We start from the raw sequence: 23,093 nt of genomic DNA on the forward strand, positions 1-23,093 counted from the left end.
AGCCAGTCGGAAAAAGGGCTTTCCCTTCGCCAAAGCCCTCCACCGCAACAAGTCTCTTGATTCGCCAAGATTTGTCAGTTCACCAAGATTTCGCTCCTTTGATATTGAGCGGATTGTGCTTTTAGTCTCTCGCAGTCAATCTCTTTTCCAAATCTTCCAGCGAAACACCCTTCGTTTCTGGCATCATTCGCCACACGAACAGGAGTTGAAGCCCCATCATAAAGGCAAAAAAGGCGAAAACAGGTGCCGCGCCTATGCGGGTGAACAACACAGGTATCAGCGAGGGAATGGCAGCCGCCAACACCCAATGCACCGAGCTGCCCAAAGACTGACCGCTTGCTCGCAGGTGTGTGGGGAAAATTTCAGAGATAAAAACCCAAATCACCGCGCCCTGCCCCACAGCGTGTGCTGCTATGAACAAAAACAAAAAAATAGGCACCGCAAAGCCTTTGATGCCCATAGCAAAGGCGATGGCCACGCACGAGAGCGACAAGATGTACCCAATTGAGCCGATATACATGAGCTGACGCCGGCCAAAACGGTCAATCAACGAAAGGCCGAGCAAGGTGAAAATCAGATTGGTCACGCCGATACCCACACTGCTAAGCAAGGCAGCGCTTTTCTCCAAGCCTGCTATTTCAAAAATGCGAGGGGCATAGTAGAGGAATGCGTTGATGCCCGAAAACTGGTTGAAAAATGCTACCAAAAAAGCCAAGACCAAGGGGAATCGGTATTTCAGCGTAAAAATTGTCTCGCTCTTGTCGGACTCATCGTGGTCAGCCATGATGCGGCGCATTTCCGCCTCCGTGTCGGCATGCGGAGCAATGAGGCGCAGCGTTTGCGCCGCTGCCGCCCGGTCGTGGCGCTTCACCAAAAGCCAGCGCGGGCTTTCGGGCACGGTGAACACCATCACGGCATACAGGAAAGCGGGGATGGCCTCCACGCCCACCATCCAACGCCAAGCGTTGTCGCCAAGACCACTCAGCAAGTAGTTGGAAAGAAATGCGACGAGGATGCCAAACACGATGTTGAACTGGTACAGCGCCACCAATTTGCCTCGCTCGTTGGCCGGAGCGATTTCCGAAATGTAGGCAGGGGCAGCGATGGTGGAGGCACCCACGCCCAGCCCCCCCAAAAAGCGGAAGAAGGCAAACACCCACGGGTCGTTGGCAAGCGCCGAACCCAATGCGGACACGAGGTAGAAAATGCCTATCCAGAGCAGGGTGTTTTTGCGGCCCAACCTATCCGTCGGGATGCTGCCCAGCATGGCACCCACCACCGTGCCCCAAAGGGCGGAAGCCATGACGACAAAGCCGTGAAAAACTTCGCCCCTTGGCCAAAGGGTTTGCAGCGAAAGGTCAGCACCAGAAATAACCACCGTGTCGAACCCAAACAAGAAGCCCGCCAATGCGACGGTGATAGACCAAAAGAAGATTTTGCGATGACTCATTCGACCCGTTTTTTTCTGCGGCAAAACTACATTTGTTGGCGAATGATTTGCGCAAATACAAGGCCGTCGCTTGAATTATACCTTGATTCGTTAGGATTTGTCAGATTGCAATGATTGTTCCCCTTGCTTTTGCGCAAATTGCGCTTTTAGCCATGCCCAAAACTTGGCGATGAGAGTTATATTCAAGTGGCGAAAAAAGCATACGGTATCTGTGGGCAAAAAAAAGGTGTCTCATACGTCATGCCATGATGACCTATGAGACACCTCTCATTCATTTTGTCAGCGCAAAAATTATTGCGACTGCAACGGCGGAAGGTCGGTGGGGGATGCCGGGCCACCCGTGCCAACGGTCAGCACGGCGATGATGCACAACACCGCCAAAGCACCAGCCAACACCCATGTTGCTTTTTCGATAAAATCAGTGGAACGCGCCGCGCCAAACAACTGCTGCGCCTGTCCGCCAAAAGTCGCGTCAATGCCGCCTCCTTTGGGATTTTGAATCAATATCGCCAACATCAACAGCACACTTATCAGGGCAATCAGAACCGAGAGAGTAGATAACATCTTCGTCTATTTTTTAAGTTTTTCAATTTCGGCGGCAAAGTACGCGCTTTTTTCAGGAAACGCCAAACGCAACCGCTCATACATATTTATTGCCTTGTCGCGATAACCCTGCTTGGCCAGCAGACGGGCCAGCGTTTCGGAAATTACATCCTTGTTCTCCGCCACGCTGCGCTCGGCGAGTTCCTGAGCAGAGAGGCCAGTGTGTGGCTTTTCTTCGGGTGGCGACGTGGGCGCTCTATTGGGGGCCGGAGGCGCTTCTGTCGCCGCAGGGGTGATGTCGCCTTGCCTTGGCCCTACCGTCAGCGACGGAGGATTGAACCGTGCTATCCATGCGGCAAAAGGCTCGCGGGCGACAGACGGGGGAAGCGGTGATTTTTTGGGCGCCTCTGAAATGGCCTGCTTTTCAGGTGGCTTCGTTTCGGTCGGCAGGGATGGAGGCGAAGGAGCAAAAGTGGCCGTTTCCACTTTTTCGGGGCGTGTTTGAGGAGCCAATGCCTCGAGTTCGCGCTGTACCTCCTCGATGGGTTTGAGTTCCAGCACCGCTTCTTCCATCATGATGGTCAGGGGTTGGAACGAGGGTATTTTTATCGCGGTCAGGTGAAAAAGTTGCGTGCGGTCGAGGCTATATACGGCTGCGGTGTTCAACATTCGCTCCGCGTCGGGATGTTCGTCCTGATGGGCTTTGAGTGCCAGTAGATAGCGCAGGTTGTGGGCGTAGGGGTAAGTCAATACCAACGTTTTCATCTCCTCGTAAGGGATGGTCGTCAGGAGCTCCGGGTTGTCGAGCAAACGATGAAAACGTTCTTGTGTCAAAGTGTTGAAATTGTTGGTGGCAATCCTGTAATTCCCAATTCCGATTTACCAGTTGTTGAAATAATAGTTAAAAATGTCTTCGAGCAATTGGTCGCCGATTTGACGAACAAGTTGGTCTTGCACGGCGAGCAAGTCGGTTTGGCTCGAAAACTCCGCAAAGTGGCTGAATGTTTTCTCGCGCGGCCATTCGACCTTCTCCTCCATCATATTTTCCGCGTTAATCTGCACCACGATGACCAATTGGTTCAAAGCTACAGTTTCGCCGGGCCTCGGTGCCACAGGCACCACCCTGAAATCCTGAATTTTTCCGCTGAATTGCACGTCAGCATCTTCGGTCTTGAGTATCAGTCGCGTTTCTGTGCGTATTTTGTCTTTGAGGCGCTCCGTGAACTCCACATTCAAAGTGGGAGGCGCGTTGAGGGCGATATTTTCAAAAGTGACGACAAAAAAGGTGTTGACCCGAGCATCAATGGTGATGCCCCTGAGGCGATAGCAGCCCTGAGTAGTGACCGTCAGCAACAATAAAAATGATAGTATGCGGAGGCTCATCTTCTGTTTTTTGAAAGAAACGTCTTTGCAGGGTTCTTCGATGCCATGGGGCAAAAGTAATAGAGCGAGGTTGGAGTTTTGAGCGTATGTTAATTTTTGACACAACTCACCTCTCGGGTTTGGTTCTGCGCCCCCTTGACTATCTTTGCCACAGCCTTAGTTTTATGAGTTTTATGTGTTCTTTAGACCTGTACCATGTATCCGACCGATATGTGAGTGTACGAGTACCCTGACAATAATCCCCACAGATTATCCGCGCGTTTTTCGGTGTTCATCTTTTTTTCCAGCGACGAAGGCTACCTTTTTTATCGCGCCCGGCCGGGCCTCTAATCTGTTTTCCGTTAACAAGCCCTGCCCCCACAATGGGGAGCGTCCCTTGCTCACGCGCAAAGGACGCGGCTGAAGGACGCTTGCCGCGACACGACGCGGCGGCGAGTGGCAGGCCAATCATCCCTTGAGCATCATGCAAACCGTTATTCATTCATTTTTCAAAAACCTTTTACCATGCTTGACAAAATTATCTTCCGAAAAAAACGGGGGGGGGGGGGCGAAACATTGAATCGTCCGGCGCCCCGTCTCAATCCCTTGCCCCTTTCGGCACGCTCACGGAAAACCCCGTCTCAAGAGCCGTGACACCCTGTTTGGCCGCGCACCGCCTGCTCAAGGCGGTTTTCCCGCTCCTCGGCTGGCTCGTTTTGGCATCAGGCCTGTCGGCACAGACAGGCCCTGCCATTCACCCGCCCTGCGGCTCCCTGCAAATAGAGATAGTGCCGTCGCCGTACGACGGGAGCGCCGACGACCAGCCCCTTTGTTTTCCCTGTTGCGGCCCCACCAACTGCCAGAGAATGCGATACGACGTTTTTTTGAGGGCCGTGCCGCCCGCGCCGGGCGCCTGGTCGAACGGCAACTTCAACATGGGCTACGCCCATTTGGTCGTGAAAGTCAGGCTCAACCTTGCGAAAGGCGCCATCACGTCCATCAACGAGCCGCTCACCGAGGCGGCGACTTGCCTCGCCGCGTTTTTGGGCAACGGCAACCCCGCCGTCACCTTCGACGCCAAGGAGGGCGAGGCCACCCTTTTGGTGACAAACATGACGGGCGAGGTCACGCCCCTCATCCCCTTTCAGCAATACCGGACCACCCAGCCGCTCTTTCAGGTCTTCGTGGACGGCTTTCCGGGGGAGGAGTTCGGGCTGGAGTGCGCCGAGCTGAGCTACGTCAACGATTTCCATATGTGCACGAGCCAGCCGGGCTGCATCGGGAACACCGTCTCGACGTTTCCGCCGCCCTCTGTCGCGTCCGCGGCCACCTTGTCCCTCGAGGCCAATTGTGTCAGCCCGCTCTTCATGCTCGTCCCCGTCACGGTGTCCATGCTTCCGCCAGACGTGAATTTCATGGATTTCGCGGTGGAAATCGCTTGCGCGGGCCCCAACGCGCCCCGGATGAACGCCCCCCCTCAAGCGACGGGCTTCAACGGCGGCATCCCGCTCCCGACGGTGCGGGTTTTGGAGGTGGAGGACAAGGTCAGGTACCTCTTGCACGCCAGGTACCCGTCGTTTTCGGCATCGGGGCTTCCGGGCGGCACGGTTCTTTTCACCATCCGCGTGCCGAGGCCCGAGGATGCCGGCGAGACGCACACCCTCACGGCCACCCTGAGGCCGGGGCGCGTCCGAAGCGGGCAGAGCATCGGCACCGGCCCCAGTTTTCAGTGCCACGCTTTTTCCCCCGACTCCGAAGGGTCGGTCGAGTGCGCCCACATGGGCGAGCCGCCCTGTCCCGACATGTGGCTGACGGTGGAGCCCTCGTCGGTGCCGCCCAGCGAGTGCGGGAACTTGGCGGCTTACGCGCGACTGAACTGGAACTTCGGCAATGAGCCCACCCGAGCATTCAAAATTTTCAAGGCGCTGCTCGAGTTCGACCTGCAGCCGGGCGTGACCATATCGGGTGCCTATCTGGAGAACATAACGTGCCCGACATCAGCCCCTTACGATTGCCCGGGCGGCTGTTTTTATGTGTCGGGCAACACCGTCAACCTGTGCATCAACGATGCCGACGGCATCACCCTCGATGCCAACACCCGCATCCGGATAGAGTTTAATGGCAGCGGCGGCTGCGTGATGAGCGGCAAGGCGCGGCGCGTGACCGTCAAGCGGATAATCCAGAACGTCTCGACCGACGAGTGCCGCCCCGCCATCCACAACATGGGCCTGCTTTGCCCCAAAAAAATCGAGGGCGACATCGCCACGAAGAACGGCTGCTTCGTGGATGCCGTGAGCGTGCACGTCGCGCCCGTGGGCGGGGGGTGCGCTCCCATCAATTTCGTCGCCAACCTGCCCAGCGCCTCGTCTTCCTGCGCGGTGCCATACTCAAAGTGCGTGTGCGAGGGCGTCAGCCAGTATCAGGTCACCCCCTCCAAAAACGACAACCCCCTCAACGGCGTGACCACCTTCGACCTCGTGCTCATCCAAAAGCACATACTTGGGCTGGAAGTCCTGGACAGCCCGTATAAGATGATTGCCGCCGACGCGAACAAGTCAAACAGCATCACGACGTTTGACATCGCTGAGCTGCGAAAGCTGATACTGGGCCTTGCCGACACGCTTCCCGGAAACAACACCTCGTGGCGTTTTGTGCCCAAGTCGTATGTGTTCCCCAATCCAAGCGACCCTTTCCAAACCACTTTTCCAGAAAATGGAACATATGCCCTTCCCACCGCCGAAGCCGACTTCGTGGCCATCAAGGTGGGCGACGTCAACCTGAGCGCCCTGACGGGCTGCTCCAACGACTGCGACGCTTTTCAAAAACCCGTCGGCGAGGCCGCGCTCGAAATCCCCGCGAGCCCCCTCAGGGCTGGCGAGCATTTCGCCCTGCCGGTGCGGGCCGCCACGGGTGTGCCCCTCGTCGCCTGGCAGATGGCCCTGCGCTTCGACCCCGACGCGCTGGAGCTCGTCGGCCCCGCGCAGGGCGACCTGGGGAGCCTCAACGAGGGCAACTTCGGCCTCACTCGGGCCGGGCAGGGCCTCGTCCGCGCCCTGTGGTTCGCCCAGCCCGGCGAGGAGGCGCCCCTGCAAGCAGGCCAAGCCCTGTTCCGCCTCGCCTTCCGGGCCAAGCGCGACATCCCCGACCCGGGCGGCCTTTTGCGCCTCGACGACGAGGCGCTTGCCGGGCTGGGCTGGGGCGAGGCGGGCCATGCCCACGCGCTCCGGCTGAGGGTCGCGCCGGAAACGGAAAGCCGCGAGCAAGCCGGCGACAACCCCCTGTCGGCGACCTGTCGCCCCAACCCCGCCGTCGCCGAGGTCGGTTTCGACCTGACGATGCCGCAAGCGGGCAATGCACGGCTGTCCATCTACGGCGCCTTCGGCACGAGGGTCTTTTTCCGCGAGTACGCATTGGAACAAGGCCCGCACGCGCTGACCGTGCCGCAAGCCGCCGAGTGGCCCGCCGGGGTCTATCACTGGGAGCTGCGGCACGGCAAGCAGCGGGCGAAGGGCACCTTCATCCGGCAATGACGGACGCGCCCGCTTCTCAAGAGGATGTCCCATAAGTGATGTTTGTTTGACAGGATTGACAAGATTCGCGCCCTTTTTCGGGTAAAAAAACCTGTAAATCTTGTTAATCCTGTCGAAATTTAAACTTGTGAGACGGCCTCTTTTCCGACGAATCGCTTTCAAACACAAACCAAACACACGACTTTTCTCATGAAAAACATCCTACTCCTCCATATACTCCTCCTCGGGGCGCTCGGCCCCGCCCTATCCCAAAAGCGCCTCCACGTCAACCACGCCGCCACCGGCCAGAACAACGGCTCCTCCTGGGCCGACGCATACGCCGACCTGCACGCCGCCCTCGCCGCCGCCCAGCCCGGCGACGAGGTGTGGGTGGCCGAGGGCGAGTACAGACCCACCACCGGCACCGCCCGGGACATTTATTTCGACCTCAAAAGCGGCGTGGCGCTCTACGGCGGCTTCGCCGGCACCGAGGCCGACCTCGCGCAGCGCGACTGGCAGGCCCACCCCACCGTGCTGAGCGGCGACATCGGCACGGCGGGCGACAGCACCGACAACTCCTACACCATCCTCTACATGGGGGAGCCGGACAGCCTGACGGTGGTGGACGGGCTGGTGTTCCGCTTCGGACAGGCCGACTATCCGGGCGTCGCGGCCGCCGACCTGCCGCGCATGGCGGGCGGCGCGCTGTTCGTCATGGCACGCGACGAGGAGGCCTACTGCACCGTCTCCAACTGCCGCTTCGAGCGCAACTACGCGCGGCTGCACGGCGGGGCGGTGTACGTGGACGGCAGCGGCACGGGGTCGGTGGCCCCGACCTTCCGCGACTGCGTGTTCGAGCGCAACCGCGCCGGGCAGGACGGCGGCGGGCTGTACCGCAACGGCTGCGCCTGGGTGGACAGGATGGACTTCGAGGGCTGCAGGTTCACAGGCAACCTCGCCGGTCGCAACGGCGGCGGGCTGTTCGTGCTGGATGCCGAGCGGACGGACGTGATTGACGTGTATCGGTGCGAGTTCGCGCAAAACGATGCCGTAATGGGCGGCGGAGGAGCCACCCTGAGGGTGGGGCGAAACGCCGGAGCAAAAGTAAGGGTGGAAGGATGCAGGTTTATTGAAAACAAGCATAGTGCTTTAGCAATACAAAATCGCAATTTGCTTTATCTTAAAAAAGCGTCCATTAGCAATTGTACCTTTTTACGAAATGAGGCAAATTCATACTTTGTAACCGACGTTTGGTTTGACAATATTGACCTGACATCGGGAGAAACAGTCGCTTCAATAATTGACAATCGCTTTGAAGAGACAAACTCTGGGAAACCTATATTTGCTGGCTATGATGCCTTATTTGGGGGGAAGATTTACTTCGTAAGAGATTCCATAATAAGCTGTATATCCGGAGTCCCAGTAAAAGCATCTGCAACATCAATTTACAAAGACATTTTTATTGAAAATTCTCACTTTACATCCTTGTTTCATTCAACTTCAGTCAATTATCTTGCATTTCATGTGAAGGTATTAAACTCTTCATGTCAGAATCTTTTTCATACCGAATCTTTTTGTGAGATAACATTAATAAACTCTACTTTTTATGATTGCTCTATGGAAGAACTTTGCTCAAGCAAGCAAAATTCAAAGATTTTTCTTCAGAATAGTATATTCGATAGATTATCATTAAATTCTTTTTATGGAATAGGTGCCAGTATTGGCCCCCCGGAGTACCATATCAGTCATTGCGTCTTAGATACTCTTGATTGTGCTTCATCAATAGGATTCTACCAAGTCTTCTGCGAAAACGTCCAAACCGGCCTCGACCCCATGTTCGTCAACCCCGCCGCCAGCGACTTCCGCCTCCAAGGCTGCTCCCCCCTCGTCAACGCCGGCAACAACCTCCACGCCGCCAACATCCCCACCGACCTCGCCGGAAACCCCCGCATACAGGACGGCACGGTGGACATCGGCGCCTACGAAACCCCCGCCCTCGCCCTCGCCGCAGCGCCGGACGTCAAGGCCGCCTGCGCGGGCCTGCCCGACGGCGCCATCGCCCTGCCCCTCGTCGGCGAATGCCCGCCCCTCGCCTTCGAGTGGCAGTCCGGCGCCCTCTCCGGCGACTCGCTCTCCGGCCTCGCCCCCGGCAACTACCTGCTCACCGTCACCGACGCCAGGGGAAACTCCCTGACGGCCTCCGTCACGGTGCCCGCCGCCCCCGCGCCCACCCTGCAGGTGGACGGCCAGCCCATCTCCTGCTTCGGCGCCGCCGACGCCATGCTCTCCGTCAGGGCGCTCACCGGGAAGCCCCCCTTCGCCTACCTGTGGTCGCCCTCCGGCGCCACCGACTCGGTGGACACCAACCTCGGCCCCGGCCCGGCCTCCGTCACCGTCACCGACGGCTGGGGCTGCACGGCCACCTTCTCCTTCGACATCCCCGAGCCGGACACCCTGCAGTTCGCCGCCACCGTCACCCGGCCCTCCACGCCCCAGAGCGCCGACGGGGGCATCGTGGTGAACAGCGTGACGGGCGGCACGCCGCCCTACGCCTACCTGTGGGAGCCGGGCGGCAGCATGGAGGCCATTCTTGCGGGGCTGTCGGAGGGCACCTACGCGCTGACGGTGACGGACGCGCGGGGCTGCGAGGCGGCGTGGACGTTCGAGGTGAAGGCGCTGGTGGGCGTGACGGAGGCGGAGGGCGTGGCCATGCTGGTCATCTGGCCGAACCCGGCGGGGGAGGGGGCGTGGCTGCGGTGGGAGGGGGCGATGCCGTCGGTGCTGGAGATGTACGACGCTCGGGGTCGGCTGGTTCGGTCGGAGCGGGTGTCGGCGGCGGGCGCGGCGTGGCGGGTGGGTCTGGGGGGCTTGGCCGCCGGGGCGTACGCGGTGATTTTGCGCGACGGGAGTGGCAAGGCGGTGGGCGTGGGAAGGTTGGTGAGGGGTTATTAGGGGTTATTAGGGGTCATTAAAGGTCATTAAGGGTGAGAGTGTTTAGAAAACTGTGTCATCCCAAGGGAGACGATAAGAAAACACAGAGGCACGAAGGGCACAGAGTTTTGGTTTTCAATAATTTACATTCCTTTAAGTGCGGCGTGTATTGCGTAAAAAGAAAACATCCGGTATGGTTTGACACACTTTTCTGAACACTCTCTTAAGGGTCATTAGGGGTCATTGATGAAGCTTGCCTAACTCAAAAATTACCCTTAATGACCTTTAATGACCCTTAATGACCCTTACCCCCCTTTTATTCCCATTCAATTGTCGCCGGTGGTTTCGTCGAAATATCAAAAACCACGCGGTTGATGCCTTTCACGTTGTTGATGATTTCACTGCTCACCTCGGCGAGGAAGTCGTATGGCAGGCGGCTCCACTCTGCCGTCATGCCGTCGGTCGAGTTGACGGCACGGAGGGCGATGGTTTGCTCGTAGGTGCGTTCGTCGCCCATAACGCCCACAGAATGAATGGGCAAGAGAATCGTCCCGGCTTGCCACACCTCGTCGTAGAGGCCGTGTTCGCGGAGTTTTCCGATATAAATGGCATCGGCTTCTTGTAGCATTTTCACTTTGTCAGGGGTGATGTCACCCAAAATGCGGATGCCAAGGCCCGGGCCGGGGAAGGGGTGGCGGTTCAGGATATTGGGCGGCACACCGAGTTCTTTGCCTACACGCCTCACCTCGTCTTTGAAGAGCATCCGCAGTGGTTCCACGATTTTCAGTTTCAATTTTTCAGGCAAACCACCCACGTTGTGGTGGCTCTTGATGGTCACCGACGGCCCGTGTACGCTGATGGATTCAATCACGTCGGGGTAAATCGTCCCCTGTCCAAGCCATTGAAAATCGGGGTGCGCCTCCGATTCCTCCTCAAAAATCTCGATGAAAAGCCTTCCGATGATTTTGCGTTTTTCCTCTGGGTTGCTCACGCCCGCGAGTGCCGCGTAGAACCGTTGTTTCGCGTCCACGCCCTCGATGTTAAGTCCCATGTCCTCATAAGAGTGAAGCACCTGTTCAAACTCGTTTTTGCGCAACAGGCCATTGTCCACAAAAAAACAAAACAACCGAGCGCCGATGGCGCGGTGGAGCAAGGTGGCGGCCACTGTGGAGTCCACGCCGCCCGAAAGCGCCATAATCACTTTCTCGTTGCCAATTTGTTGGCGCAGGGTCTCCACCGTTTCTTCCACAAAATGCGCCGCCGTCCAGTCGCCCGTGCAACCGCAGATGTCGCGGACAAAATTTTTCAAAATCTCGAACCCTTCGAGGCTGTGATACACCTCCGGGTGGAATTGGATACCGTACACCGGCGCGGCAAATTGGCTGTTTTTCGAGCGGAAGGCCGCGTAGGGAATCGTGTCTGAATGCCCCAACACCTCGAAACCTTCCGGCAAGCGCAAGATGGTGTCCGAATGGCTCATCCACACCTGCGAGCGTTTGGAGATGCCTGCGAAGAAGGGGTCGTTCGGTGCGTTGTGCTGGAGCATCACCTTGCCGTACTCGCGCTTTTCGGACTGCACCACCTCGCCGCCGTAAAAATCCGCCGTGAGTTGCGCCCCGTAGCAGATGCCGAGCAGGGGTTTTCTGCCCGCGATTTGATTGAGGTCGAGCCGCAGCGCGTTGGGCCAGCGCACGGAAAAAGGACTGCCGGAGAGAATAACACCTTTAATGTCAGGTGTTAATTCCGGCATTTTGTTGTAGGGAACGATTTCGCAAAAGACGTTCATCTCGCGCACCCGCCGCGCGATGAGTTGGGTGTATTGCGAGCCAAAATCGAGAATCAGGATTTTTTGCATAAAATGTAACGCGAACTTTTAGTTCGCCGGAAAGAAGGAGCAAAGGTAGGGAAAGGCGAGCGGAAAATATTAGGGCGGTGGCGGGGATGCGGTACTGTTTGCAGCCCGCAGTGCTATCCCGGCCTGTTGCTTTTTGAAATACTTGCAAGTTAGGGGTTGAATTTCTTTATTATCTGATGTTCAAGCATTTATTCAGGGGGTGGTTTGAAATCACCCCTTGAATAGTGCGCGTTTTAAGTATTTTACCTCAACCCCTATTTCGCATAAGATGTGACTGACTGGTTTGGTCAATTTATTTTGGACACACACAAATCGTCATTTCCCATTCGTCATTCCTCAATTCCCAAGACATCCTGCATTGAGAAGAAGCCTTGTTTGCCTGCCAGCCATTGGGCGGCCAATAGTGCGCCACTCGCAAAACCCAGACGCGAATGGGCACGATGCTCTATTTTGATTTCGTCAGCAGGGCTTGCCCATGCGACGATGTGGGTGCCGGGCACCTCTCCCTCACGGATGGCGCTCACTGGAATTTCGCCCGGCACTGGTATCGGGGGCGACAAGGCCCAGCCCGACAATCGGCGCACGTGCTCCACCATGCCTTGCACCAAAGTGAGGGCGGTGCCGCTCGGGGCGTCGAGTTTGTGGATGTGATGGATTTCGGTGACGGCAGGGGTGTATTCGGGGCGTTCGTCCATCATTTTTGACAGGTAGGTATTGAGCGCGAAAAAGAGGTTGACCCCGATGCTAAAATTGGAAGCCCAAAGCAACGCACCTCCATTTTTCTCACAAAATTCCTGTGCTTCCGGGAGCCGCTCCAGCCAACCCGTGGTGCCGCTCACCACTGGCACGCCCGCTCGAAGGCACTGCATCACATTGTCGAAGGCTGATTCGGGGCGCGTGAACTCGATGACGACATCGGCTTGCCGCAGCAACGCCGGGGTGACTTCCGCGCGGTTTTCCCGCGTGACGCGCCACACGATGGCCATACCTTGTTCGGCAGCGAGCAATTCAATCGCTCGTCCCATTTTTCCGTATCCGAAAAGGCCGATTTTGAGCATTGTTAAGTGTAGTGTGCTAATCAGACAATGTGCTAATGCTAAGTCTTTTCATCTCACCGAACTTTCAGCAATTTAAGGGTTTGGACGACCGTACCAGCCTGTTTGAGATGGATGAAATGAACGCCCGGCTCGTAGGCCCGGCCCAATTCAAGGGAGCCGTTTGGCTGTGTCAATCCGACGTTTTCCACCACTTGCCCCGAGGCGTTGACCACCACGAGCGAGCAGTCGCACGGTTCGGGCAATTGGTAAATCAATGTCGTGTGGTCGCGGAAAGGATTTTCCCGAAGGCCCAGCGGGTCGCGGCCTTTCCATTTGTCGTCGTTCCGGCGGTATTCCTTAAAGAGATAGAGCGTCAGCGCCGTGTCTCTCAACAATTTTTGCTCGTGGTGCATCACTTGGCCCACATCTGTGGCGCCAGCGGTTACGTCGTAACTTCCGGGCAGCACGTTGCCAATGCTGAACATCCCATCCCCATCGGTCACGGCGGCGTATTCCGTGTCGCGGCCAAACAGATAAACCGCAGCATCTGGCACGGGTTCGAGGTCGGGCGAGCGAAGCACCTGACCGCTCACGGTGAAGGCGCCGGGCGGGAACATCTCGACATCCAGCACGCGCACTTTGCCGCTCTCCATGAGCACTTCCGTCTCCACCGTTTGATAACCGGCTCGGGTCACGCGGGCGGTGAAAAGCCCCGTTTGTGTTTGCCCGGTTTTGTATTGGCCTGTCAAGTTGCTGAATTCCTGCGTGGCCGTGCCGAGCAGTTCCACTTTGGCATTGCCGAGCGGGAATCCCGTGACACCGTCGGTGATTTTTCCTTCCAAATAACAAGCGCGGACGTAAGTGGGGGTCACGACCCACAATTCGCCATTGTTGGTGCCTTGTGCGGTGATATTGGTAGCCACTATGGTGCCGGAAGGGAAATAGGGATACACGCCCCAACAACCTTCGGAGCCGCCGCCGCTGCCCGTGTAGGTGTCGTGATTGCCCACTTGCACGAGGTTGTCGGGGCGTGTCACATCCACGATGGTGAAGCCGTCCTTGTACCATGAAGTGACTGCCCAATTGTCGAGAATGTGCGTGTTGTGCACCATCGAGTTGCTGCCGGGGTTGCTCTGTATTCTGTCCAGTTCCCTCACATCTGTGGGGTCGGACACGTCGTAGGCCGCGAGGTAAGAGTTGTTCACCTCGTCGGTGGTAAAAATAACGCGGCGGTCTTGCGAAATCCAAGTGTTGTGCGTGAAGGCGTTGGGCGTGATTTGTGTGCTGATGAGTTGAGGGTTGCTTTTGTCAGCCATGTTCACGATGGAAAAAAAGCCGCCGTAGATGTGCCCGCCGTAGAGGGTGTCATTGTCCACATATCCGTCGTGGATATAATTCTGATTGCCTGCGAAGTTGGTGTTGAAAGTGCCAGCGTAGGTGGGGTTGTAGGGGTCGGGGTTGAGGTTGAAAATTTTGGCGCGACCGCCGAACAAGTCGCCACCGTAAGCGTATAAAAATCCTTTGGTGGTGTCAATATGCAGCGCATGAATGCGGTTGAGCAGGTTGGCGATGGCACCGTCGCCTGTGTAGAAGCGGTGATTCAGATTGGGTGAGGGCAGCCCGCTCAAATCCACGATTTGGATGCCCTGCCCTCCTTCGGACACGACGTAGGCGAAGTGCTTGTACGTCTTGATTTCTTTCCAAAGATTGCTTGGCCCCGGTATTTGCACGATTTGTTGCGGCGCGTCGGGATTCGTGACATCCGCGATGATGAGGCCATTGCGCCCCCCGACGAGCGCATACTCCTTTCCATCTATGTCGTATCCCCACACGTTGGCGAGGGTTTGTCCCGGAAAAACCAGCTTGGAACGGAATGTGGTGTTCTGGTTTTGGGATTGGGCAGCGAACGTCGCCCAAAGGACGAGGAGGGGAAGTAGTATTTGCTTCATAACCAAAGTGAAGGATGTTGCAAGGTCGAGTAAAATTTTCGCTCGGAAAGGTCTAACGTTTTTCCATAAATACATTTACATCGGGAAAAAAGCATCCTCAATGTGGCGGATATCCAACACTTTGTCGCCTTTGAGCAGTACGGCCACGATGTCGAATCGAATCTCCCAGTCATAGCCAATGTGCTCCATATAAGCCCCTGCTGTGCGTGCCATGAGGTCTTGCTTGCGTGCGCCCACGGCTTCTTCTGGCCCGCCATAGCCATCGCCTGCACGGGTTTTCACTTCCACGAACACCAAAAGCCGCTCATCAGCCCAAGCCACGATATCTATCTCGCCGCGCCCAGCGCGCCAGTTGCGTGCCGCGATGCGCCAGCCTTTGCGCTCCAGATATTCAGTGGCGATTTGCTCGCCCTTTTTACCAATTTCAAGATGGTCAGACATATTAGACTTCGCGCCGCCAAGTTTTCAGCATGGTCAGAAGCGCGATATTTTGAAAATCAAAGCGGCCATTCTCGCTTTGTGAAGAGGTGTCATCCCGGAGGAATGGGGGGGGGCGACATCTCAAAAACAGTAAAAAAACGCATCGGTATCAATCCGCGTACAGCAGATACTTTTTCCGAATCTCCCGGAACGCCTCCAAATCCGCTTGCCAAGTGGCTCGGATTTCAGCCTCGCTTTTTCCTTCCTCTATTTGCTTTCGGAGCGAATAGGTGCCTGCCAGTTGGTCAAAAAATTTGTTTTTCAAAAAAAACGACGGCTTGTTGGGGTATTGCCGATAAAAGTCGAGCAAGTAGCCGAGGCTCAATTGTTTTTGCGCCCGAAGGCTATCCACCGATACCTGCCGAAGGTCGAAACCTTTGCAAACCCACCCTTGGTGCAGTGGGTGACGCGCCCCCGGACTGGGTCGGGGCACAAACCAAAACGAATCGTGGGCAAATTCCGGCGCGCCCACTATCTGGAAAGGCCAATCGGTGCCACGACCCACACTGACAACGGTGCCCTCAAACAAGCAAAGCGACGGATAAAGCAACACGGCGCGTGTGTTGGGCAAATTGGGTGATGGCTTCACAGGCAGGTCGTAGGGCGTTTGATGGGTGTAGCGTTCGCAGGGAATGACGCGCAAATCAAGCCGCTCGGCTTGATGGAACCAATACTCGCCGGCAAACAAACGTGCCAGCTCGCCCATGGTGCAGCCATGCACGATGGGCAATGGGGCCACCCCCACAAACGATGCGAGCCGCATATCCAACACAGGGCCATCCACATAGTGGCCGTTGGGATTGGGGCGGTCGAGCACGACGACGGGCTTGCCCTGCTCCGCACAAGCTTCCAACACGTAGTAGAGCGTGCTGATGTAGGTGTAAAAACGAGCGCCCACATCCTGAATGTCGAACACCACCACATCCACCTCGCGCAGGTCGGCGGGAGAGGGCTTTTTCTTTTTTCCATACAAAGACACAATGGGCGTGCCTGTGCGGGCATCCTGACCGTCCTTCACCATTTCGCCCGCATCAGCGGTGCCCCTGAAGCCATGCTCTGGCACAAAGATGCGGCTTACGCATTCGCCCAAGGCACAAAGCGTGTCCACCAAATGAGCGGAACCCACCAAAGAGGAATGATTGACCACCAAGCCGACATTTTTGCCGTGAATTTGAGGCAACAGCAGGGGCATTCTTTCAGCCCCCACGACAACGGCAGGAGGTGGCACCAACAGCGATGCGTCGCTTTCGACAATATTTGTTTGGGTAAACAGCGTGGAACTCCGATAGAGCAAGCCTACCAGCAGCATGGTTTTGAGAAAAAAATCCGCCCACTTTTTATTTTCCAAACAAATAGTGTTTTACGTTTGCAAATGTCTGCGAAAAAAATGCGACTACCCAAAAAAGGCGCAAAAAATGGAGGATTGACGCTAAAACCATCCAAACAACGAATGCCAAAATACGCCATCATAGACGTGGAGACCACTGGCGGCATGGCCCGCCGGGAGCGCATCACCGAAATCGCCATCGTGTTGCACGACGGCGAATCGGTGCTTGACACCTACTCCACGCTCATCAACCCAGAGCGAAGCATCCCGTGGAACATCACCATGATTACGGGCATCACGGATGAGATGGTGGCCAACGCGCCAAAATTCTACGAAGTGGCCAAACGCATCGTGGAGCTCACCGAAGGAGCCGTGTTCGTGGCGCACAATGTTTCGTTCGACTATTCATTTGTCCGCGAGGAGTTCGCCCGGCTGGGCTTTGCTTATTCCCGACAACAACTTTGCACGGTGCGCATGGCCCGCAAAACATTTCCCGGCCTGCCCAGCTACAGCCTTAGCAATTTGAAAAAACATTTTGGCATACAGGCGGAACGCAGCCACCGCGCCTTGGACGACACCCTCGCCACCGTGCGCATATTTGAAATGATATTGGCAACGCAAGGCGACAACTCGGTCAAATCGCTCCTGCGCAGCAGCATCCGCGAGGCGAAATTGCCAGCCACCATCACTCTCGAACGCCTCGAATCTGTGCCCGAAAGTTGTGGCGTCTATTACCTGCACGACGAACGCGGCGAGGTAATCTATGTCGGCAAAAGCCTGAACATCAGAAAACGGCTCTTTGAGCACTTCGCTGACCTGACCCCCAAAGGCGAAAAACTCCGCACGGGGGTGGCCGACCTCAGCTGGGAAACCACCGGCAGCGAACTGGTGGCCCTGCTGCTCGAAAGCGCCGAAATCAAGCGCCTCTTGCCCCGCATCAACCGCGCCTTGCGCATCCGCAGCCATTCGGGGGGTATTTTCACTTACACCGACCAAAATGGCTACCAATGCCTTGCGGTGGGCAAGCGCACCGCCCGCAACACCAAAAACCTCGAGCTCGTGGTAGACTACCCGAAGGTGGACAGCGCCCGCAGCCACCTGCAAAGCATTGTGCGCCAATATGAGCTGTGTTACCGGCTCAGCCACCTCGATGCCTCCGAGCGAGCCTGTTTCCACTATTCCATCAAAAAATGCCGAGGCGCTTGCGTGGGTGAGGAGGCGCCGGCAGCCTACAATGAGCGGGTACTTGCGGCGCTCGAACAACTGAACCGCCGGCTCTCCGGCAGTTTTTTCATTTTGGACAAAGGTCGCAACGCCGACGAAATGGCCGTGGTGGGGGTGCAGGAAGGCCGCTACCTCGGCTTCGGGTATGTGGATGCTTCCATGCAATACACCGCAGAGGACTTGCTCGAATGCATAGCCACGTCTTTTGAAGACCCCGACGCGGCCAAAATCATTCGGGGCTATTTGGATGGGAAGAAGGGTGCGCGAGTGGTGGGGTTTTGAGTGTTCCAAGTCATAATTTGTTGATTTTTTGCGCTACTGAATTTTTGAAAAACAAACCCTTGCCCCCCCCCCCACACCTCAAAACGCTCTCAGCACCTCCCCTACCCTTTCTACCATCTCCCTCGTCACATCCAGATGGGTCACGAAACGAATCGTCTGCGGCCCAAAGGAGGTTGCGACGATGTCGTGTTGTTTCAGGTGAGCGAGAAAACGCGCGGGGGTAGCTCCGGCCACCAAGTCAAAAATGAGGATATTGGTCTGCACCGGGCGGATGTTGGCGACATAAGGCAAGGCCGCCAACGTGTCGGCCAACAACCGAGCGTGGGCGTGGTCGTCTTTCAGCCGCTCTATGTGGTGGTCGAGAGCATAGATGCCCGCCGCTGCGAGATAGCCTGCCTGCCGCATACCACCACCCATCGCTTTGCGCACGCGCCGCGCCTCCGCCACGAACGCTTCGCTGCCAATGAGTACCGAACCCACGGGCGCTCCCAGTCCTTTGGAGAGGCATACCGAGAGGCTGTCCACTTCGGCACCGATTTGGGCAGGCGTGTCGCCCGTCTCCACCAACGCATTGAAAATGCGGGCACCATCCAAGTGCAGCGCAAGGCCGTGCCCGCGGCAGACCGCTCGAATCGCCCGCAATTGCGCCAAAGCATAGATGCTCCCGCCCCCTCTGTTGCAAGTGTTTTCGACGACAACGAGGCGACTCACGGGCAGCCAATCGAATCGGGGCCTCACGGCGGCCTCCACAAGCGCCGGGCTAAGAATACCGTTGTCGCCTTTCAGGAGTTGGATGGCAATGCCGGAGTGAAAAGCATAGCCCCCCACCTCATACTGGTAGATGTGGCTCATCTCGTCGCAAATCACCTCGTCGAGCGGGCGGGTATGCACCTTGAGCGCAATCTGGTTGGCCATCGTGCCGGATGGACAAAACAATGCGGCCTTGTGACCAAAGAGCGCGGCGCATTTCGCCTCCAATGCGTTCACGGTGGGGTCTTCGCGGAACACATCGTCGCCCACCTCGGCAGCGAACATGGCTTCCAACATCCCGGGCGTGGGCTTGGTCACGGTGTCGGAAAGCAGGTTTATCGTCTTTGAAGTCATGGTATCCTGAACTTTTGAAAGGGTCGCTGGCCGCGACACCTGTTTGGGAGGGCGAAGTTGCGATTCTTCCAAAATTTATCCTTCAAAATCAGCGCGAAGCAAAAATTTTATACTTTTGGCAGCCTGAAGCAATCCTAACAGCAGCCATGGAACCAACCCTCTCCCCCGCCCTGCGGCAGGAAATCGAAACGGCGTTCAGCCGGATTCAAGACCTGCCGTTCCCGATTTACGCCAGCGACAAATTGGGGAACTTCCTGTTTGCCAACGAGCAAGCGGTTGATTTTTTCATACTCGACCGCACGCGCGACTTATCGTCGTACAACATCACGAGCTATTACGAGGATGCCAAGGAACGTGACTACATCCTGCGGCAATTGCAAACTGCCTCGCTCGGCACCTGGCACAACAATCTCACGGTGCGTCTCAAGATTCACGACGAATACCGCAAAATCCGCTTTGTGTCGCAGCCTTTCCGCGATGAGAGCGGCACGTTGTGTGGCCTGCTGTGCATCGCCCTGAGCATGAGTGACATCGAATGGTTCGCGGAATTTGAGGAGATGGTGCACACGGGTTTTTTCGAGGTGGACCACAACTTGGTCATCGTGGATTGCAACCACACGTTTGCCGACGTGTTGAAATATGGCAGCCCGGCGGAAATAAAAGGCAAATCGCTCGAAGACCTGTTTTGGGAAACAGACAAGATAGCCGCACTAGCAAAGGAAATCAGGAAAAACCCGCACCTCACAGACCGACAGCTCAAACTGCGCCGCAAAGACGGGGCCATGGTAGTGGTAAAGATGAGCTGCATCGGCATTGCCGGAGAGACGGAAGGCATCGCCCGCGTGAAGGGCAGCATTCATGACGTCACGTTCGAGATTATTCAAAATGACCTGCCCGTGGGTTTGTTTTTGGTGAACACCAACCGACAAGGCGAGGAAATCATCTCAAGCGCCAATCTCACCTTTGCCCACATTCATGGCTACGAGTCGCCCAACGAGATACTTTCCAAGCCGATTAGCCAATTTCACCCGAACCGCGCCGCCTACGAAGCCTTCAAAACCGAGCTGAACAAGGCTGCCGCCAACCAGCAGTCGCTGCTCGACTACTACATGGAGATTCAGGACAAACAGGGGCGGCGGCGCAACGTGGTGGCCAACGTGCGCTATGTCGCGGAAGAAAACCAACATCTCCGCGTCGGGGCCGTGTACGACGTGACCGACCATGTGCGCGGCCACACCCGCACGCTGGAAGCCGATTTTAGCTCGATTCTGCACACTTACATCGCCACCATCAACGGGCTGCGCGACACTCTTTCCATGCTGATGAAAGCGCACGGCGAGGATTTGCTAAAAGACGAGACACACATTGACCGCATGAAAGCCGCTGCCGACGCGGTGCGCTGCAAAAAGAGATTGGAAGAGGCGCTCAAGGAGCTAAACGCCATCGCGGAAGAACGCAACGTAGGCGTGGAACACTTGACGCGTCTGTCAAAACTGACCCAAAAACTCCCGTTGGGCGAAACCGGCTCCGAGCGCGAAAAGGACAATGCCGCGCTGAGCAGACGCGTCCTCCTCGAAATCAGGAAGCATCTCGATGGGCTGCGCCGGCTCAACCTGCCCCGCGAAATGCTCCGCAACCTGCGCACCGACGTGGACGAGATGCTTCGGCTGACCAGCATGGTTTCGCTTTCCATCTCGTTGGACGAGCTGAACGAGCGCATCCCGGACTTTTATTATTTCCGCGATTATCTGCGCCGGGGCGAAATCGTGCAGCAAGAGCTCAAACCGCACAACCTCATCCCCATCGTCATGGACGCCGTGCGTTTTCTGGACGAGTTCGCGGCCATCAACCGAGTCAGCATGGTGCTGCAATTCAGCCAACGCGACCACATCCTCGTGTCGTGCCACAAAAACTCGCTCAACCGCGCCTTTCACAACCTCCTCCACAACGCCATCAAATACAGCTGGACAAAAGGCCAAGACCGCCAGCCCTGGGTCAACCTCCGCATCGAACAAAAAGGTGACACGGTGGAAATCACCATCGAAAACTGGGGCGTGCCCATCCGCCGAGAGGAGCTGGAGTCTGGCTCTATTTTCCAATTTGGCCGGCGCGGGCGCGAATCGGAGGACAGGGGGCGCTCCGGCACCGGCATCGGCCTCTACGACGCGCAAGACATCATCAGCAAACATGGCGGCACCCTTCGCATCACTTCCGAACCCACTTTTGGCAACCTGCCCGATATGTACTCCAACCCTTTCATCACCCGTGTTCACATCACTTTACCCATCGCAAAATGACCATTAAACTCCTCTGGATTGACGACAACCTGTTCCATGACCTGACGGAAAAACGAATGGCGCTTTACATGCAGGACGACATAGAGCCGCATTTCGCGCTGGATGCCACCGAGGCATTCTACCGGCTGCGCAACGAGCCGTTCGATGTCGTCATCGTTGACCTCCGCTTGCCACCCGGGCCCGACGATATGTGGAACACTTATCGCGAAAACAACTTTCAAAAATTTGGCTACGCCCTGCTCAATGCCATCATGGGGCCGCAAAAAGACCAATTCGAGCACCTGCGCGAAACGCGGTTCGGCGTGTTCACCATCGAAGCACAAGAGGAAAACCCCGAGCTGTTCGACGACCCTATTCTCCTTTCCGAAGACAATTTCAAAGTGAAAACCCACGCCTACCACGAAAACGCTTTTATCGAATTCATACGTCACGTCCATAGAAGTCATTGCACTAAATGATGCTTCTTTTCAACACAAGAGAATGGCTCGACCCCGAATGGCTGGCCACCGCAGCGGGCATTGCCATCACCTTCGTCGTGTTCATCATGGGTGTGCCCTCGCTTATTTTCCAGACCTTCATCGCGGGGGGCTTGCGCGATGTCTATAACGAGCGCCTCGGAAGCGGGTGGGCACGCCTTTTTGTGATACAGGTAGTATTGATTGTGGTGATTTTCCTGTTGAGCAACGTGGGGTTCGACCGCTCCGTGAGCGAAGAACATTCCGGTTGGCTCGTGCCGCTCTTCGTCCTGGCCGCGCTCATACTGGTGTTGATTCTGGGGCTTCGCTCTTTGATAAAAAATTTCCGCTCCTCCCGCAACATCGAACAACAACTCTCCGAAAAAATAGCCAACGATGCCATCCGCCATTTTGAAACGCACAAAACGGTGCCGCAAAAGGATTTGGAAGACCTCGGCATATTGGCGCGAGAACTGCGGAGCGGACGAGCCAAAAACATCTTCTTGGAACAATGCGAAAAATTGGTGGAATACCTGCTCAATATCCCGCAGGAACACCGCGACACCAAACTCATCGGCAAAATACTGAACGATGCCGTCAGCCTCAGCGTCACCTACGACGGCGCGCAGTTCAACAACGAAAACATGCGCAAGGCGCTCGACATACTGAGCTTCACCTACAACTACATCCTGCACCACACCGCCGGCGACTCCAGCAGCTCTTACCTCAACACGACCATCGGCAATTGCATGAAAGAAATCGGCATCAAAGCCATGCACAAGGATGATTTGCTCGCGGTGATGGATGCCGTGGAAAAGCTCTCCGCCATGGAGGCGACTTCGAAGGAAATGTTCGTGCTCGGCAACGATGCCTTGCAACAAGGGCATGTGCAACCCGCCGTCGCCGTCATCAAAAAATTGGGTGGGAAAGTGCGGAGCAGTATCGCGCCCAACCAAGCAGCCAAAGAGGAAGACCAGCGCACGTTTTATTTTTGGCTGGGCTTGGTGTCGAAAATTCACCAGTTAGGCGGTGCTGCCCAAGATTTTGCCAGCCGCCGCCGCCAGACCACCCTTGCCTCCTTCGACGATGCCCGCGAAGCGTTGCAGGCGCTGTTCAAGGAAACCCAGCAGCACTTCTATCAGGTGGCCGATTTCGACACGGTGGATGCGGTGCGCGAGTTGGAGGGATTCACTTTTTCCAAGTAACGTCGGTGGTAACGTCGGAAGGGTTTTGAACCCTTCCGACGTTGGTTACCCTTCCGACGTTGGTCGGTTGAACCCTTCCGGCG

General features: G+C 56.5%; 16 protein-coding genes. 6 read left to right on the forward strand and 10 right to left on the reverse strand.

Features of this window, described 5'->3' with window-relative positions:
* Positions 1 to 121: 121 nt before the first annotated feature.
* The 4 genes from KIS77_15040 to KIS77_15055 form a co-directional block, all read right to left on the reverse strand.
* Positions 122 to 1,450 carry a sugar porter family MFS transporter gene (locus tag KIS77_15040; GenBank protein ID MCW5923658.1) on the reverse strand — a complete coding sequence of 443 codons (1,329 nt, stop codon included), beginning with the start codon at positions 1,448 to 1,450 and terminating at the stop codon, positions 122 to 124.
* A gap of 291 nt (positions 1,451 to 1,741) precedes the next feature.
* Positions 1,742 to 2,014 (reverse strand): preprotein translocase subunit SecG, encoded by a 273-nt coding sequence (gene secG / locus KIS77_15045; protein MCW5923659.1) that lies wholly within the window; start codon positions 2,012 to 2,014, stop codon positions 1,742 to 1,744.
* A gap of 6 nt (positions 2,015 to 2,020) precedes the next feature.
* A complete protein-coding gene (locus tag KIS77_15050) occupies positions 2,021 to 2,827 on the reverse strand; it encodes a hypothetical protein (protein ID MCW5923660.1) in 807 nt (268 codons plus the stop codon).
* 45 nt (positions 2,828 to 2,872) lie between these two features.
* Positions 2,873 to 3,376: a hypothetical protein gene (locus KIS77_15055; GenBank protein ID MCW5923661.1), complete on the reverse strand. Its 504-nt coding sequence runs from the start codon at positions 3,374 to 3,376 to the stop codon at positions 2,873 to 2,875.
* A gap of 629 nt (positions 3,377 to 4,005) precedes the next feature.
* On the opposite strand from KIS77_15055, the gene KIS77_15060 reads away from it, so the two are divergent.
* Positions 4,006 to 6,885 carry a hypothetical protein gene (locus tag KIS77_15060; protein MCW5923662.1) on the forward strand — a complete coding sequence of 960 codons (2,880 nt, stop codon included), beginning with the start codon at positions 4,006 to 4,008 and terminating at the stop codon, positions 6,883 to 6,885.
* 189 nt (positions 6,886 to 7,074) lie between these two features.
* On the forward strand, positions 7,075 to 9,816 hold the full coding sequence (locus KIS77_15065; protein MCW5923663.1) for a right-handed parallel beta-helix repeat-containing protein: 2,742 nt from the start codon (positions 7,075 to 7,077) through the stop codon (positions 9,814 to 9,816).
* 295 nt (positions 9,817 to 10,111) lie between these two features.
* Here the strand turns inward: KIS77_15065 and guaA are convergent, their stop codons facing one another.
* The 5 genes from guaA to KIS77_15090 all read right to left on the reverse strand — a co-directional run bounded on the left by guaA (position 10,112) and on the right by KIS77_15090 (position 16,464).
* Positions 10,112 to 11,650: a glutamine-hydrolyzing GMP synthase gene (guaA, locus tag KIS77_15070; protein ID MCW5923664.1), complete on the reverse strand. Its 1,539-nt coding sequence runs from the start codon at positions 11,648 to 11,650 to the stop codon at positions 10,112 to 10,114.
* 329 nt (positions 11,651 to 11,979) lie between these two features.
* On the reverse strand, positions 11,980 to 12,708 hold the full coding sequence (gene dapB / locus KIS77_15075) for a 4-hydroxy-tetrahydrodipicolinate reductase (GenBank protein MCW5923665.1): 729 nt from the start codon (positions 12,706 to 12,708) through the stop codon (positions 11,980 to 11,982).
* Positions 12,709 to 12,761: 53 nt separating this feature from the next.
* Complete coding sequence (locus KIS77_15080; GenBank protein ID MCW5923666.1) at positions 12,762 to 14,636, reverse strand: choice-of-anchor B family protein; 1,875 nt, start codon at positions 14,634 to 14,636, stop codon at positions 12,762 to 12,764.
* A 75-nt stretch (positions 14,637 to 14,711) separates the two neighbouring features.
* Positions 14,712 to 15,077: a YraN family protein gene (locus tag KIS77_15085; protein MCW5923667.1), complete on the reverse strand. Its 366-nt coding sequence runs from the start codon at positions 15,075 to 15,077 to the stop codon at positions 14,712 to 14,714.
* Between the two features lie 148 nt (positions 15,078 to 15,225).
* Positions 15,226 to 16,464 (reverse strand): DUF1343 domain-containing protein, encoded by a 1,239-nt coding sequence (locus KIS77_15090; protein ID MCW5923668.1) that lies wholly within the window; start codon positions 16,462 to 16,464, stop codon positions 15,226 to 15,228.
* A gap of 102 nt (positions 16,465 to 16,566) precedes the next feature.
* On the opposite strand from KIS77_15090, the gene KIS77_15095 reads away from it, so the two are divergent.
* Positions 16,567 to 17,949 (forward strand): 3'-5' exoribonuclease, encoded by a 1,383-nt coding sequence (locus KIS77_15095; protein ID MCW5923669.1) that lies wholly within the window; start codon positions 16,567 to 16,569, stop codon positions 17,947 to 17,949.
* Between the two features lie 78 nt (positions 17,950 to 18,027).
* Here the strand turns inward: KIS77_15095 and KIS77_15100 are convergent, their stop codons facing one another.
* Positions 18,028 to 19,053, reverse strand: coding sequence for an aminotransferase class I/II-fold pyridoxal phosphate-dependent enzyme (locus tag KIS77_15100; GenBank protein MCW5923670.1), 1,026 nt, complete (start codon positions 19,051 to 19,053; stop codon positions 18,028 to 18,030).
* A 146-nt stretch (positions 19,054 to 19,199) separates the two neighbouring features.
* On the opposite strand from KIS77_15100, the gene KIS77_15105 reads away from it, so the two are divergent.
* Genes KIS77_15105 through KIS77_15115 form a run of 3 tightly spaced genes read left to right on the forward strand, consistent with a single transcriptional unit; the run spans position 19,200 to position 23,010 of the window.
* On the forward strand, positions 19,200 to 21,350 hold the full coding sequence (locus KIS77_15105) for a PAS domain-containing protein (GenBank protein ID MCW5923671.1): 2,151 nt from the start codon (positions 19,200 to 19,202) through the stop codon (positions 21,348 to 21,350).
* Positions 21,347 to 21,808 (forward strand): hypothetical protein, encoded by a 462-nt coding sequence (locus KIS77_15110; GenBank protein ID MCW5923672.1) that lies wholly within the window; start codon positions 21,347 to 21,349, stop codon positions 21,806 to 21,808. Before KIS77_15105 ends, KIS77_15110 begins: the two co-directional genes overlap by 4 nt.
* The gene (locus tag KIS77_15115; protein ID MCW5923673.1) at positions 21,805 to 23,010 is read left to right on the forward strand and encodes a hypothetical protein; all 1,206 of its coding nucleotides are present in this window, start codon (positions 21,805 to 21,807) and stop codon (positions 23,008 to 23,010) included. The genes KIS77_15110 and KIS77_15115 overlap by 4 nt, the downstream gene beginning before the upstream one ends.
* Positions 23,011 to 23,093 lie beyond the last annotated feature (83 nt).

This window comes from Saprospiraceae bacterium (assembly GCA_026129545.1).
In the GTDB taxonomy this organism is placed as follows: domain Bacteria; phylum Bacteroidota; class Bacteroidia; order Chitinophagales; family Saprospiraceae; genus M3007.

Bases quoted from the DNA above. Each gene is read 5' to 3' on its own strand.
- KIS77_15040 (MCW5923658.1), bottom strand. From the start codon at position 1,450: ATGAGTCATCGCAAAATCTTCTTTTGGTCTATCACCGTCGCATTGGCG.
- secG (MCW5923659.1), bottom strand. From the start codon at position 2,014: ATGTTATCTACTCTCTCGGTTCTGATTGCCCTGATAAGTGTGCTGTTG.
- KIS77_15055 (MCW5923661.1), bottom strand. From the start codon at position 3,376: ATGAGCCTCCGCATACTATCATTTTTATTGTTGCTGACGGTCACTACT.
- KIS77_15065 (MCW5923663.1), top strand. From the start codon at position 7,075: ATGAAAAACATCCTACTCCTCCATATACTCCTCCTCGGGGCGCTCGGC.
- guaA (MCW5923664.1), bottom strand. From the start codon at position 11,650: ATGCAAAAAATCCTGATTCTCGATTTTGGCTCGCAATACACCCAACTC.
- dapB (MCW5923665.1), bottom strand. From the start codon at position 12,708: ATGCTCAAAATCGGCCTTTTCGGATACGGAAAAATGGGACGAGCGATT.
- KIS77_15080 (MCW5923666.1), bottom strand. From the start codon at position 14,636: ATGAAGCAAATACTACTTCCCCTCCTCGTCCTTTGGGCGACGTTCGCT.
- KIS77_15085 (MCW5923667.1), bottom strand. From the start codon at position 15,077: ATGTCTGACCATCTTGAAATTGGTAAAAAGGGCGAGCAAATCGCCACT.
- KIS77_15095 (MCW5923669.1), top strand. From the start codon at position 16,567: ATGCCAAAATACGCCATCATAGACGTGGAGACCACTGGCGGCATGGCC.
- KIS77_15100 (MCW5923670.1), bottom strand. From the start codon at position 19,053: ATGACTTCAAAGACGATAAACCTGCTTTCCGACACCGTGACCAAGCCC.
- KIS77_15105 (MCW5923671.1), top strand. From the start codon at position 19,200: ATGGAACCAACCCTCTCCCCCGCCCTGCGGCAGGAAATCGAAACGGCG.
- KIS77_15110 (MCW5923672.1), top strand. From the start codon at position 21,347: ATGACCATTAAACTCCTCTGGATTGACGACAACCTGTTCCATGACCTG.
- KIS77_15115 (MCW5923673.1), top strand. From the start codon at position 21,805: ATGATGCTTCTTTTCAACACAAGAGAATGGCTCGACCCCGAATGGCTG.